At 73.6% G+C, this 13,025-nt stretch carries 11 protein-coding genes; 2 read left to right on the top strand and 9 right to left on the bottom strand.

Going from position 1 to position 13,025, the window contains the following annotated elements; translation table 11 throughout:
- Positions 1-27: 27 nt before the first annotated feature.
- From QQ657_RS14775 to QQ657_RS14735, 9 genes are all read right to left on the bottom strand, one after another.
- Entirely contained in the window at positions 28-447 is a 420-nt protein-coding gene (locus tag QQ657_RS14775) for a CU044_2847 family protein (RefSeq protein ID WP_284742690.1), read from the bottom strand.
- A 24-nt stretch (positions 448-471) separates the two neighbouring features.
- Positions 472-1,761, bottom strand: coding sequence for an ABC transporter substrate-binding protein (locus tag QQ657_RS14770; protein ID WP_284742689.1), 1,290 nt, complete (start codon positions 1,759-1,761; stop codon positions 472-474).
- Entirely contained in the window at positions 1,758-2,867 is a 1,110-nt protein-coding gene (locus tag QQ657_RS14765; RefSeq protein ID WP_284742688.1) for a GlnX family signal transduction membrane protein, read from the bottom strand. Before QQ657_RS14765 ends, QQ657_RS14770 begins: the two co-directional genes overlap by 4 nt.
- Positions 2,864-4,273, bottom strand: a complete 1,410-nt coding sequence (locus QQ657_RS14760; RefSeq protein WP_284742687.1) for a vWA domain-containing protein — start codon at positions 4,271-4,273, stop codon at positions 2,864-2,866. Before QQ657_RS14760 ends, QQ657_RS14765 begins: the two co-directional genes overlap by 4 nt.
- A gap of 4 nt (positions 4,274-4,277) precedes the next feature.
- Positions 4,278-6,473, bottom strand: coding sequence for a serine/threonine-protein kinase (locus tag QQ657_RS14755; protein WP_284742686.1), 2,196 nt, complete (start codon positions 6,471-6,473; stop codon positions 4,278-4,280).
- 46 nt (positions 6,474-6,519) lie between these two features.
- Positions 6,520-7,977, bottom strand: coding sequence for a S1 family serine peptidase (locus tag QQ657_RS14750; RefSeq protein WP_284742685.1), 1,458 nt, complete (start codon positions 7,975-7,977; stop codon positions 6,520-6,522).
- Between the two features lie 247 nt (positions 7,978-8,224).
- On the bottom strand, positions 8,225-9,196 hold the full coding sequence (locus QQ657_RS14745; protein ID WP_284742684.1) for an ABC transporter permease: 972 nt from the start codon (positions 9,194-9,196) through the stop codon (positions 8,225-8,227).
- Positions 9,193-10,077 carry an ABC transporter ATP-binding protein gene (locus QQ657_RS14740; RefSeq protein ID WP_284742683.1) on the bottom strand — a complete coding sequence of 295 codons (885 nt, stop codon included), beginning with the start codon at positions 10,075-10,077 and terminating at the stop codon, positions 9,193-9,195. The genes QQ657_RS14745 and QQ657_RS14740 overlap by 4 nt, the downstream gene beginning before the upstream one ends.
- 12 nt (positions 10,078-10,089) lie before the next feature.
- Positions 10,090-10,485, bottom strand: a complete 396-nt coding sequence (locus QQ657_RS14735; RefSeq protein ID WP_284742682.1) for a GntR family transcriptional regulator — start codon at positions 10,483-10,485, stop codon at positions 10,090-10,092.
- A gap of 119 nt (positions 10,486-10,604) precedes the next feature.
- Here QQ657_RS14735 and QQ657_RS14730 point away from each other — a divergent pair, with 119 nt between their 5' ends.
- Positions 10,605-11,378, top strand: a complete 774-nt coding sequence (locus QQ657_RS14730; protein ID WP_284742681.1) for a cyclase family protein — start codon at positions 10,605-10,607, stop codon at positions 11,376-11,378.
- Complete coding sequence (locus QQ657_RS14725; RefSeq protein WP_284742680.1) at positions 11,375-13,003, top strand: thiamine pyrophosphate-binding protein; 1,629 nt, start codon at positions 11,375-11,377, stop codon at positions 13,001-13,003. The genes QQ657_RS14730 and QQ657_RS14725 overlap by 4 nt, the downstream gene beginning before the upstream one ends.
- Positions 13,004-13,025 lie beyond the last annotated feature (22 nt).

The following is a 13,025-nucleotide window of genomic DNA, read 5'->3' as shown; positions in this document are numbered from 1 at the left end:
GGCCGGCCGGCTCCGCACGTGGGCGGGCTACGGCACGTTCGGCGAGACCGGGTCGGCTCCGCTCCCCGCCGGGTCGGGTCCGGCAACGCCGCCCGCCGCCGGTTTGGGCGGCTCCTCCTCCGCACCGTCCTCAGTGGACCCCTCGCGCACCCACTTCAGCTTCACCTCGAACTGCCCCTGCAGCCCCGTCCGCGCGATCACCGCGCCGGCCTGGGCGTCCAGCTTCACGCCGAACTTGAGCTCCACCTCGTCCGGGCCCAAGCCGCGGAACTGGGCCAACGCCGCTCCCGCTGCCGCGCGGACCTCGCCCAGTGCGTGCTCGAACGTCGTCGTTGCCTTGCGGAGTACTCCCGACGGCGCCGAAGCGCGCTCCAGGCCCGGCTCCACCTCCATCTCGACCAGCACCGATCCGCCGTCGGCCAGCGGGAAACGCACGAATTCCGGCAAGTAATCCTCCTGAAGCAGAAACAATCAACAACGCAAATCCAGCCACTGCTCCCGGCCGATGCCGAGGCGCACCCGGTCCAACTGGACGAGCAGGTCCGGCAGCCGGTCCGGGTGGGCCAGGTACTCCAGCACCGCCTGGTAGAACGCGCTGCTCATCGCCGACGGCATCAGGTCCGACGCGTCGAAACACAGGTCCTTCCCCTGTGCGAGGGTCGTCGCGATCCGCTTGGTGACGTCGCTGCGGTAGACGCCCTGGTCCACGAGCCGCTGGTGCACCGAGAAGGTCGTCCCGCCCGACGGCCAGATCCGCTGGCCCGCCTCGCTCGCCAGGTACACCATGAGCTTGCGCGCGGCCGGCGTGTCGTGGAACATCGCCGCGAGGTCGGCCGAGACCTCGGCCGGGCCACTCCCACCCGCGCCCGGGAACGGGAAGAACCGGAAGTCGCGGTCGGGCACCGGCGGCCCCGGGAGCGCGGTGTACCCGCCGATCGCGAACGAACCCAGGTGCTCCCACACACACCCCGGCGGTTCGGCGAACATCGCCTTGCCGGCGTCGGCGAACGACGTCAGCAACGCCGCCGTGCTGCCGCCGCGGACCGCGCCCGGCGCCAGCACCAGCTCGCCCCAGCTCTGCCACGCGGTACGCATCGCCGGGTCGGTCCACGGCAGTTCGCCCGCCGCCCAGTCGCTGTAGACCTGCGGGCCGGCGCCGTGCAGCAGGATGTCCTCGATCCAGTCCGTGCCCGGGAACCCGGAGTTCGGCGGCGCGCCCATGCCGAGGCACCACGGCCGCCGCCCGCTCGCGGCGAGCTGCCGCGACGTCGTCAGGAGCTGGTCCCACGTCGCCGGTTCCGGCCCGGTGAACGTCTTCGGCGAGTACCAGACGATGCTCTTCAGGTCGGCCTTGACGGCGACCGCGTACATCGCGCCGCGCCCGAGCTGCTGCAGCTTGAGCCACTGTGGACTGTACGTCTGGGCCGCCTCCGCGCCGAGGACGGCGTCGAGCGGCTTCAGGTCGCCCGAGCTCGCGTACCCGGCGAGCTCGGCCGGGTTGGACAGCACCGCCACGTCCGGCGGGGTGCCCTGCTGCAGGTCGCCGCGCAGTACCTGGTTCTGCGCACGGGTGCCCTGGTAGCTCGTCGGGATGCCGGTCTCCCGGGTGAACCCGTCGAGCACGCGCTGGAACGCGGCCTGCTCGTCGCCGGTCCACGAGCCGAGCACGGTCACGATCTCCGCGCCGGACCCCGCGGAGCAGCCGGGCACCCCGGCTGCCAGCACGACAGCCAGCGCGGCGGCGGCGATGCGCCTGCTCATTTCGCCCCCCGGAACCGGTATTCGTCGAGCCGGGGTTGCAGGCCGCCCACGACCAGCACCCCGATTCCCGCTGCCAGCACGGGAATCCCGTAGCCGAGCAGGCCGTTCCAGCCCGGTTCCGTGAGCCCCGGGCCCAGCAGCGCCGACTCGTCGACGTCGGCCGGGGCCGCGGACGGAACGGCCGGCGGCGAGGCCGTCGCCGCGGCGAACGCGGTCACCGTGTCACCGCAGGCGTCCGCTCCCCGGTCACGGCACGAGGCGACCAGCACCTTGGCGAGCGTCCCCTGGGCCCCGCCCGCGGCGGCCGTCGTCGCCGCGGAACGCGCGTCCACCGTCTGCTCCAGCACGGCACCGCTGTCCCGGGCGTCGGACTGGACCCCGAGCAGCAGCGCCGTTCCCGCGCCCAGCAGCACCAAGGCCGCGGTCGCGGCGAACAGCGCCGAGTTCACCGTCCGCCGGAAGCGCCGGGCGAGGAACCGCTGGGCCCACACCAGCAGGGCGAGCAGGAGCAGCAGCGGCAGTGCCCACAGCAGCGTGATCGCGGGGTCCAGCCAGTCGGTGCCGAGCTGCTCGTCCAGGGCGGCGCGCTGGGCGGCGGCCAGGCTGTCGAGACGCGCGAGGATGCCGTTCTCCGGCGCCGTCAGCAGGTCCGACGCGGACTGCAGGTTGCTCGCGGCGAGCGGGGCGCCATCGTCCTGGCGGAAGTGGGCGTCGGCCTGCCCGATGAAGCTGTTGTACGCGGGCACCAGCCCTTCGATGAGCTGCAGCGTCTGGCTGCCCTGCTCGCCGGCCGCGTTGTGCTCCGCGACCTGGGCGAGCTGCTGACTGGCCAGCGCGATCTCGTCCTCGTACTGCTCGCTGGGGCCGGTCAGGCGTACCTGGTCGCGCTCGAAGGCGGTCACCGCGGCACCGTGGGCGGCCACGAGCGCTTCCTTGACCAGCGACACCTCGAGCACGGCCGGCGCGGTCCGCTCGCGCACCTCGGCGATGCTCGCCCGCACCCCGAGGAAGGTCGCCAGCGCGGTCACCAGCACCAGCGCGCTGCCGGCCACCAGCCCGAGCCGCAGCCACCACAGGGTCTTGCGCGTGGTGCTCGTCGCGCTCACGACGGATCCTCGAACGGTTCGCCGCACCGCCCGCAGCGTTTCGCCGCGGGTCGCGCCTTGTGTCCACAGTGGACGCACTTGCGTGGCGCCCCGCCATCCTCGGAGCGGGCCACCGGGGCGACGGGTTCGGCGGTGTAGGTGGAGATGGTCGACCCGAGCACGAGCGAGAACCCGTCGCGCGGGCGGACGCCCTCCTTGATCGCGACGGCGCCGTCGCGGACGTCGATCATGCGGCCCAGGCGCTTGAGGATCTCCGCGTTGCCGAGGTCGGTGGCCAGCCGGTACGCGGTGCCCCATTCGCGCGCCGCCTCCGCCCGGTCTTCGCGCTCGAACGCGTCCCAGCCCGCGCGGACCGCCCGGCCCAGCTCGGCCTGCCCGGTGATGCGGGCGACGTTCTCGTCCGGCACGCTCGAGAGCGCCAGGTCGTCGGTCAGGTAGCCGACGACCGGAAGCTGTTCGCTCACCACGGTTTCCGCGCCCTCGAGCAGCGTGACCGTGCCCAGCAGCCGGTCTTCGTGGCGGGTCAGCTCGGTCGCTTCGACGTCGAGGCAGAGGTGGTACTCGCGCTGCTCGTCGCCCCACGCGCCGGTGGGCAACTCGAGCACCCGGCCGCTGGACCGGCACTGCGCGGTGAGGTCCACTTCGGTCGGGAACACCTGCTTGACGAACCTCAGCCTGCTGTAGGGCATCGTGGTCAGCCGCAGCCGCAGGTCCGGCACCGTCCGGCCCATCGCCTGCTCGACCAGCCGCCGGAAGTCCCCGGCCAGCTCGGCGTCCTCCAGCACCGCATCGGCGCTGCCGCGCAGCACGGACGCGATGCGCTGCAGGTCCCGCGGCTCCCAGTCGTCGCCGATTCCCCTGGCGTCACAAGCGAATTCGCCCCGGCAGCGATCGAGCGCGGCGTCGAGCGCGCCCATGCGGTCGGACTCGTTCTTGCCGTCGGTGAGCAGCACGGCGTGCCGGATCTCCGGGTGGTTCCGTTCGAAGAGCTCCCGGGCCAGCTCCAGCCACTGGCTCATCGCGGTGCCCCCGCCGGCGATGAGGCCGGAGACCGCCGTCTTCGCCTCGTGCCGGGTCCGTGGGCCAGCGACGGCCAGCTCCGGGGTCGCCGGGTAGACCAGCTCGGCGTGCGCGGTGCACTCGACCACCCCGAACAGCACGCCGTCGCGCAGGGAGTCGACGGCGACCCGGCAGGCGTGCCGCGCCGCCTCGATCTTCGTGGGCGGCCAGTCCATCGAACTGGAACAGTCCACCAGCAGCAGTTCCGCGGTCTGCGGCGGGCCGTCCGCCGCGGTCGCCCCGGCGTCGCCCACCCGCACGGTGAGGACGGCGTCCATCCGCTCGTCCGAGGGGGCCAGGTACTTGTTCTGGCTCAGCTGCAGGGTGAACGACGGGGTCTCGGGCATCCGATCACCTTCTCGTCTTCGGGCGGACGGAGTTGGCGAGGTCGACGAGCACGCCGTGCTCGTTCCGGTCCCGAGCCCGCTCGGCGAGCCGGCGCAGGGACTGCTCCAGCAGCGTGCGCAGCCCGCCGTCGGTGACGTGCTCGCCGAGCAGGGCACCGCCGTTCCAGCCCGGCTCGGCGCCATCGCCGAGGGCGTCCAGCGCGGCTTCGCGGACGAGCGTCTCCAGGCGGTCCTGGGACTCGCCGTCGAGGTAGAGCTCGGGCAGCCGCCGCGCCGCGTCGGCGAGGTCGTCCCGGCCCGGCGGCCCGGACGGCAGGCGGGCCACCCGGATCCGCACGGCGGCGATCCGGGCGGCGTCGTAGTGGCGGGAGATCGGCGGGACGGCGTCGAGCAGGGCGACCGCGGCGTCGCGGCCCCGATCCCGCAAGTAGCTCCTGGCCAGGCCGAAGGCGGCGCTGACCTGGCCGTGGTCGCGGTGCCACACCGAGCGGTAGCAGCGCTCGGCCTGCGAGGTGTCCCCGCGCAGTTCGGCGCAGAAGCCGAGCGCGAGCTTCGGTGCGAGCTCGCCCGGCCACGCGCGGTGCACCCGGTCGAACGCCGCCGCGGCCGGCTCGGCGTCGCCGCGGACGAGCGCCAGCAGGCCGTGGTGCCAGGCCGCCCGCCAGTCGCGTGCGGCCTCGGCGCCGAGCAGCTCTTCGGCCGCCGACAAGGCCGCGGCCGCGCGGTCGGAGTCGCCCACCGCGACGTGCGCCCGGGTCCGGGCGAACTCGATCTCGACGGACCGTTCGCCGAACAGGGCGAGCTTGTCCAGCCAGCGGTGCGGCCCGGGCGCCCCCGCGGCGGCGATGAACTCCGCCGCCGGGTCCTCCGGCGCGACCCGCGGGATCGGCAGCCGGCCGGCCCCGTCGGCGGCGCCCGGCAGCCCGGGGTCGAGCTCTTCGCCGCCGGGTGCGGCGGTGACCCAGCGATCGAGGCCGGGCACCGCGCCGAGCCCGTCGTCGAGCAGTTCCGCGGTGTCCTCGAACAGCGCCGACGGCGCCGGGCGCGGCCGTTCGTCGCGCAGCGAAAGGATTTCCCGGCGCACGCCGTCGAGCTGCTCGGCCATCTCGGACGCGGTGGCGAACCGTCGTTCGAACGGCGCGACCGCGCGCTCGAGGACCCGGCGCAGGGAGTCGAGGCCGCCGGCGACGCGATCCGGGTCGGCGTCCTCGCTCGCGCCGTCCAGCAGCACCTGCAGCGTCCGGCCCACGGTGTGCAGGTCGGACCGGACGGTCAGGCCGTGCCGGGTGAGCTCGTGCGCCGGCGCCTGGAACCCCTCGGTCCCGACGCTCGGAGTGGCCGGGTCGTCGATCGCGCGGGCCGCGCCGAGGTCGATGACCTTGACGCGCTTGTCGCCGTGGATCACGTTCTCCGGCTTCATGTCGCAGTACAGCAGGCCTTCGCCGTGGAGGTAGTCGAGCGCGCCGAGGATGGCCCGGCCGTAGACGATGACGTGCTCCACGCGCGGCGGCGGGCCCTTGACGAGGAGGTCGCGCAACGACCGGCCGCCGACGTACTCCATCACCAGGTAGGTGTCCGGCTCGCCACCGGCGGGCTGGGTGTGTTCGACGAAGTCGCTGATCCGCACGATGTTCGGGTGGTCGAGCCGGATGAGCACGTCCCGCTCGATCCGTGCGAGCGCGCGCAGCATCGCGCTCTCGCTGTTGATCACGCCCTTGAGCACGACGTGCTGGCCGGCGAGCGCGGTGTCCGCGGCCAGGTACACCCAGCCGAGCCCACCGCGGGCGAAGCAGCCGAGGACCTCGTAGCGGTCGCCGACGCGCTCCTCGCGCGAAAGCTTGGGCAGGAAGGAGAACGGCTCTCCGCAGTTCTCGCCCTCGCAGAACCCCTCGGCGAACCCGGGTTCGCCGGCGTACGCGCGGCCCACGGGTTCCCCGCAGCGGCCGCAGAACCGGTGCTGCTCGGGGTAGTCCGGGTCGGCGAGGACGAGCTTCCCGGGATCCGGCACCTCGACGGCGGGCAGCGACTGGAAGTCGGCCTCACCGCCCCAGAGCTCGACACTGCGCCGGGTGCTCTCCGGCGCGGGCGTGCTCAACGCGACGGCCGGAGCCTCGACCGGCACCCGGCGGTGGCCGCACACTTCGCAGAACCCCGTCGGCCCGACGGGCTGCCCGTGACACCACACCGGTTCGGCGGTCATGCGCACTCCCCCCGGGTGTGCCGAGCCTTCGAGAAATCCCCGGCCCTCATGAGCCCGCCAACCGGTGCCGCACCGCGCGCACGTAGCGTTCGACCAGGTCCGCGGCGGCCTCCAGGTCGCCGGGCACCTCCATGAGCGCCGCCATCGCCGGGCGGTACAACTCGGCCAGCTCCTCGTCCTCCATCAAGCCCGCGTCGGTCGCCTTCGCGTTGTAGCCGCGCAGGCGTCCGCGCAGTTCGTCGTGGCGGGCGGCGTGCGCGTCGAGGTCGGCGTGCAGGCGGATGAGCCCCCGGCGGGCCGCTTCGGCGTCGCGCTCGGTCACCGTCAGCGCGCGCCGGACGCGGCCCGGGTCGATGCGCTCGCCCGCCGAACGCAGTGCGGCCAGCCGCAGGCGCAGGTCCGCGGCGGGGCCCGGCACCTCGGCCGCGGGGTGTGCGCGCGTGCCGACCTGGGCAGCCCGCTCCCGCGTCCGCTCCTCCTCGTGCTCCACCATCTCGACCAGCAGCGCCAGCCGCTCCAGCCGCCGCGCGTTCCGCTCGCTCTCCCAGCGGCGGGCCAGGTGCACGCCGGGCGAGTCCGGCCCGCTGAACTGGACGAGCACAGTTGCCCCCTTGTCCATCAGCGGTTTGACCGCGCCGGTCAGGACGTCCTCCGGCGCGCGGGCGGCGTCGACCCCGGCCACCGCCACGGCGACGTCCTCCGGGTTGGTCGCGAGCACCGTGGTGACCTCCTCGGTGCTGATGCCGGCGCTGACGTTCTCGGCCACTTCGTCGGCGGTCTTGCCGGTGGCGTCGACGATCGCGGCGAGCCGGTCGCCCCGGCCCGGCCGCGCGCCGCGGCGTTCGCGCCGGACCTCGGTCAGGAAGTCCCGGACCACCGCCGAGTCGCGGTCGCCGATGACGACGACCAGCGGACCGGACGGCGGCCGCGGCGGCTCGCCCACCCACCGGGCGACCTCCGGGACGTGCCGGACGATCGTCTCGACGGGGATCAAGTAGGCGAGCCCGAGCCGTTCGTCGGTGTATTCGGTGACCACCATGCCGAGCACCGCGTCGGTGGCCTTGTCGATCACCCCGGCGCCGCTGAACCCGCGGCGGACGCGTTCCCCCGGCGGCTTCGAGTTCAGCTGGATCCACTCGCTGCCCGCCCCGGCCGGGCCGGCCAGCTCGGCATCGTTCACCCACACGCCGTGCTGGTGCGGTGCCGGGAAACCGTAGGTGTGGACGACCCGGTCGCGGACGGCACCCAGGCGCACGAGCGGCGCACCCGGCACGCCGGGGAACGCTTCGCTCAGCTCCAGCAGCGCGACGTCCCCGCGGCCGTCGGGCAGCGGCGGCACCCAGCACCCGGGCCGGACGCCGGCGTACGCCTCCGGTGTCCCGGGCAGGCCGACGAACCGGACCACGAGCTGCGGGACCGGGCCACCCAGCGGCGCAAGCGCTTCCTCACCGGCGGCCTGCACGACGTGCGCGCAGGTCAGGACCGTGGATTCGCCCAGCAGCATGCCGGCACCCAGTGCCCGGCCCGACGAGTCCAGCAAGCACACCCGCCACGGTTCCGAATCCCCCGCGCGCCCAGCGGAAATCTCTCCGTTGTGCTCCCTCACCGTGAGCGACCTTACGGCGGCGCACCGACGGTCCGGGCCCGGTTAGCCCGCTTCCCCTGGCAGACCACCCGAACGGCCGCAGGAGCGCCAGGCCGCCGTGGGCAACTCACCACCCGGCGGGATGCCCGGTGGGAAACGGCCGCGGTCAGGCGAGCGTGCGCAGCCGGCGGAGCGCGAAGTACACCAGCGCCGCCGTCAGCACCGCGAAGATCCCCGTCTCGATGCCCTGGAACGTCCAGAACCGGTCGCCCGGCTGGTACTGCAGCCAGTTGTACGCACCGGCACCGGCCTCGCTCTGCCCGCAGCCGCCGGAACCGCACGGGCCGATCTCGGAGTTCGGCAGCACCATCTCCCCGGCCGCGTTGCGGACGCCTTGGGAAAGCACCCAGTCGCCCGAGGCCGTGTTCGGCGTCTGGTTGCCGTCCGGGAAGAACGTCAGCGTCCGCGCGGGCAGGTAGCGCGGCCGGGCCAGTACCTCGATCGCGACGCGGATCGCCGCGAAGCCGACCAGCGCGATCCCCATGGCGGGCAGCACCTTGCGCCAGTACGTCCCCGCGAAAACACCCAGCGCCAGCGCGAACAGCGTGTACGCGATCGGCACGACTCCCTGGACGTCGAACGAGAAGTACCCCAGCCGCCCGGTGCTCGCGGTGACCAGCGGCTCGAACCACCACGAGACGCCCAGCGCGTACACGATTGCCAGCACCACGGTGATCCCGCCGACCAGGCCGAACTTCACCAGAGCCCAGTGCAGGCGGCTGACGCCCTGCGTCCACACGAGACGGTGGGTGCCCTGCTCGACCTCGCGGGCGACCAGCGGCGCGCCGAAGAACACGCCGACCAGCACCGGCAGGACCACGAACAGCACCGCGACGAACACCATGCCGCCGAACTGCTGCTCGAACTGGTGGCCGAGGCCGGCGCAGCGGCTCACCTCCTCGGTCTGGGTGATCATCGACGCGCTGCCGAGCGCGGCCCGGCAGGCGGGCAGGCCGAGGTCGTCGAACTTCGTGTGCATCGCCAGGCCCGTCGGCACCATGATCGCGGCGAGCGCGACCAGGGCGCCGAGCGTGAACAGCGCCTGCTTGCGGTGCTGGCGCCAGGTCAGCCAGATCATGCCGGCACCCCCCATTCGGTCGCGGCGACGCGGGTCTCCGCTTCGGCGAGGTGCGCGAGCACCAGGTCCTCCAAGGTCACTTCGTGCTCCGTCCACATCGGATCCACCGGTCCGCCGTCGCGGCGGACGAGCAGGGTCGACTGGCGTTCGGTGTGGCTCGCGCGGACCACCTTCGCGACACCGGCGATGGACTCGCTGCCGGCCCGCGGGCCGACGAGCGTGCGGTGCGACTCGAGCAGCTCGTCGACCGCGCCGGTCAGCTGGACGCGGGACCGCTGCAGGACGATCAGGTAGTCGCAGCTGCGTTCGAGGTCGGCGAGCAGGTGCGAGGACAGCAGGACGGTCGTCTCGCTGTCGGCCACCGCGCCCATCAGCGCCTGCATGAACTCGCGGCGCGCCAACGGGTCCAGGCTCGCGATGGGCTCGTCGAGCAGGAGCAGCCGGGGGCGCTTGGCCAGGGCCAGCGCCAGCGCGACCTGCGCCCGCTGCCCGCCGGACAGCTTGCCCACCGGCCGGCCCGGCGGGATGCCGAGCTTGGCCAGCCGTTCGCGGGCCAGCGCGGCGTCCCAGCGGTGGCGGTTCAGCTTGCCGCCCATGATGACGTGCTCCGCCGCGGTGAAGTCCCGGTACAGCGGGGTGTCCTGCGCGACGAACCCGACTTCGGGGAGCATGGACCGCGGGTCGCGGCCGAACACGCGCACCTCCCCCGCGTCGGGCCGTAGCAGCCCGACGGCCAGGTGCAGCAAGGTCGTCTTGCCCGCGCCGTTCGGGCCCACCAGCGCGGCGATCCGCCCGGCGGGCACCTCCAGCACGCAGTCCTGCAACGCCCAGGTGCGCCCGTAGCGCTTGCCCAGCGCCCGGGCCTGCACGGCCAGCTCCATCTCCGGAACTCCCTACGCAAGGTCGCGGGGCACCGGGGTGCCGCGCAACGTGGTCTCGATCAGGGCGGCGATGTCGTCGGCCGACATCCCCGCGGCTTCGGCGCGCTCCAGCCAGGCCACCAGCTCGTCGCGCAGCTGACCCTGGCTGCCCAGCGACGGCCCGGCCAGGCTGCCGGTGACGAACGTGCCCACCCCCGGCCGGCCTTCCGCGAGTCCCTCCAGGACCAGCTCGCGGTAGGCCTTGAGCACGGTGTTCGGGTTGATCGCCAGCGCTTGGGCCACATCCCGCACCTTCGGCAGGCGGTCGCCCGGGCGCAGCAGGCCGACCCGCAGCGCCTGCTTCACCTGGACGACGAGCTGCATGTACGTGGCGACCCGCGAGCGGCCGTCCAGGACGAACTCGATCACCCGGCACCTTCCTATTGTCTTACGACATTAAGACAACACCCGGGAACGCGCCGCTGTCAAGGAACGCCCGCCGGGCATAAGGTCTCGATCGAGACGCACACCGGCACCGGGAGGCAGGCATGTCGTTGTTGGACGGGCTGAGCAAGGCGATCGCCGGGGGGACGATCGAGATCGTCGACCTCACCGCTCCGCTGAGCGCGAGCACGCCGATCCTGCGGCTGCCGGAACCGTTCGCCAACACCATCCCGTTCCGGCTGGAGGAGATCAGCCGTTACGACGAGCGCGGCCCGCGGTGGTACTGGAACGACATCCACACCGGCGAGCACACCGGCACCCACCTCGACGCCCCCGTCCACTGGGTGTCCGGAAAGGATGGTCACGACGTCTCGCAGGTACCGCTGAAGACCCTGGTCGCGCCCGCGGTCGTGCTGGACTTCTCGGCCAAGGCGGCCGAGGACCCGGACTTCCTCCTGTCGATCGACGACGTCCGCGCCTGGACGGCGGAGCACGGCCCGCTGCCCGACGGCGGCTGGCTGCTCTACCGCACCGGCTGGGACGCGCGCAGCGACGACCAGGAGCGGTTCCTCAACGCCGACGAGGCCGGGTCGCACGCCCCCGGCGTCTCGCCCGAGTGCGCGCGGTGGCTCGCCGGGGAAACCCCGATCACCGGGCTCGGGGTCGAGACCGTCGGCACCGACGCGGGCCAGGCGCCCGGCTTCGACCCGATGTTCCCGTGCCACGAACTCCTGCTGGGCGCCGGGAAGCACGGCCTGACGCAGTTGCAGAACCTCGCCGCGTTGCCGCCGACGGGGACGCTGCTGGTGGTCTCGCCGCTGCCGATCGTCGGCGGGTCCGGCAGCCCGGCGCGTGTGCTCGCCCTGGTGGAGCGGTGAACGTCGCCGAACTCGTCGGCCGCACGCTAGCCGGCCTCGGGGTCGGGACGGCGTTCGGGGTGGTGGGCAGCGGCAACTTCGAGGTGACGAACGCGCTGCGCGCGGGCGGCGTCCGGTTCGTCGCCGCCCGTCACGAGGGCGGCGCGGCGAGCATGGCCGACGCCTACGCACGGATGAGCGGCGAGGTCTCGGTGCTCTCGCTGCACCAGGGCTGCGGGCTGACGAACGCCGTCACCGGGATCACCGAGGCGGCCAAGAGCCGGACGCCGATGGTCGTGCTCACCGCCGACTCGGCCGCCGCGTCGGTGCTGTCGAACTTCCGCATCGACCAGGACGGGCTGGCCGCCGCGGTCGGCGCGGTGCCGGAGCGCGTGCACTCGGCGGCGAGCGCGGTCGCCGACACCGTGCGGGCCTTCCGGACCGCGTGGCAGCAGCGCCGGACGGTCGTGCTGAACCTGCCGCTGGACGTCCAGGCCGAGCCCGCGCCATCGGAAGCGCCGTCGCTGCCTTCGATCGAGGGGCCGGCTCCGATGCGGCCGGACATCGGCGTGGCCGCCGACCTGGCGGACCTGCTGATCGCCGCCGAACGGCCGGTGTTCATCGCCGGCCGGGGTGCCCGCGGGAGCCGGGAGCCGCTGCGGGAGCTGGCCGCGCGGTCCGGTGCGCTGCTGGCCACCTCCGCCGTCGCGCACGGGCTCTTCCACGGCGATCCGTTCGCGCTGGGCATCTCGGGCGGGTTCGCGTCGCCGACGGCCGCCGAGCTGATCGTGGGCGCCGACCTCGTCGTCGGGTGGGGGTGCGCGCTGAACATGTGGACCACCCGCCACGGCAAGCTGATCGGCCCGCACGCGGACCTCGTCCAGGTCGACCTCGAGCAGAGCGCCCTCGGCGCGCACCGGCCGATCGACCTCGGCGTCGTCGGCGACGCCGGGTGCACCGCGGAAGACGTGCTGAGCGAGCTGGGTGACCACAAGGCGGTCGGCTACCGCACCGAAGAGGTCGCCGCCCGGATCGCGGCCGGCCGCTGGACCGACGTCGAGCACGAGGACCTCTCCCGCGAGGGCCGGATCGACCCGCGCACGCTGAGCAAGCTGCTCGACGAGCTGCTGCCGGCCGAGCGGATCGTCTCGATCGACTCCGGCAACTTCATGGGCTACCCGAGTGCCTACCTGTCGGTGCCCGACGAGCAGGGATTCTGCTTCACCCAGGCGTTCCAGAGCATCGGGCTGGGCCTGGGCACGGCGATCGGCGCGGCACTCGCCCGCCCGGACCGGCTGCCGGTGCTGGGCACGGGCGACGGCGGGTTCCACATGGCACTGTCCGAATTGGACACCGCGGTCCGGCTAGGTCTGCCGCTGGTGGTGATCGTCTACAACGACGCGGCGTACGGCGCGGAGATCCACCACTTCGGCGACGCCGACATGACCACGGTCCGCTTCCCCGACTCCGACCTCGCCGCGATCGGCCGCGGCTTCGGCTGCGCGGGGGTGACGGTCCGGTCCGCCGAAGACCTTTTCGCGGTGCGTGAGTGGCTCGCGGGTCCGCGCGGCGAGCCGCTGGTCATCGACGCGAAGATCGCCGACGACGGCGGTTCCTGGTGGCTCGCGGAGGCGTTCCGGCACTGACCCGGCCTTGACAGCGACCCGG

Source organism: Amycolatopsis ponsaeliensis, assembly GCF_030182635.1.
In the GTDB taxonomy this organism is placed as follows: Bacteria; Actinomycetota; Actinomycetes; order Mycobacteriales; family Pseudonocardiaceae; genus Amycolatopsis; species Amycolatopsis ponsaeliensis.
This window is presented reverse-complemented; position numbering and strand designations above follow the sequence as displayed.

Bases quoted from the DNA above. Each gene is read 5' to 3' on its own strand.
- QQ657_RS14755 (WP_284742686.1), bottom strand. From the start codon at position 6,473: ATGACCGCCGAACCGGTGTGGTGTCACGGGCAGCCCGTCGGGCCGACG.
- QQ657_RS14770 (WP_284742689.1), bottom strand. From the start codon at position 1,761: ATGAGCAGGCGCATCGCCGCCGCCGCGCTGGCTGTCGTGCTGGCAGCC.
- QQ657_RS14730 (WP_284742681.1), top strand. From the start codon at position 10,605: ATGTCGTTGTTGGACGGGCTGAGCAAGGCGATCGCCGGGGGGACGATC.
- QQ657_RS14750 (WP_284742685.1), bottom strand. From the start codon at position 7,977: ATGCTGCTGGGCGAATCCACGGTCCTGACCTGCGCGCACGTCGTGCAG.
- QQ657_RS14745 (WP_284742684.1), bottom strand. From the start codon at position 9,196: ATGATCTGGCTGACCTGGCGCCAGCACCGCAAGCAGGCGCTGTTCACG.
- QQ657_RS14760 (WP_284742687.1), bottom strand. From the start codon at position 4,273: ATGCCCGAGACCCCGTCGTTCACCCTGCAGCTGAGCCAGAACAAGTAC.
- QQ657_RS14740 (WP_284742683.1), bottom strand. From the start codon at position 10,077: ATGGAGCTGGCCGTGCAGGCCCGGGCGCTGGGCAAGCGCTACGGGCGC.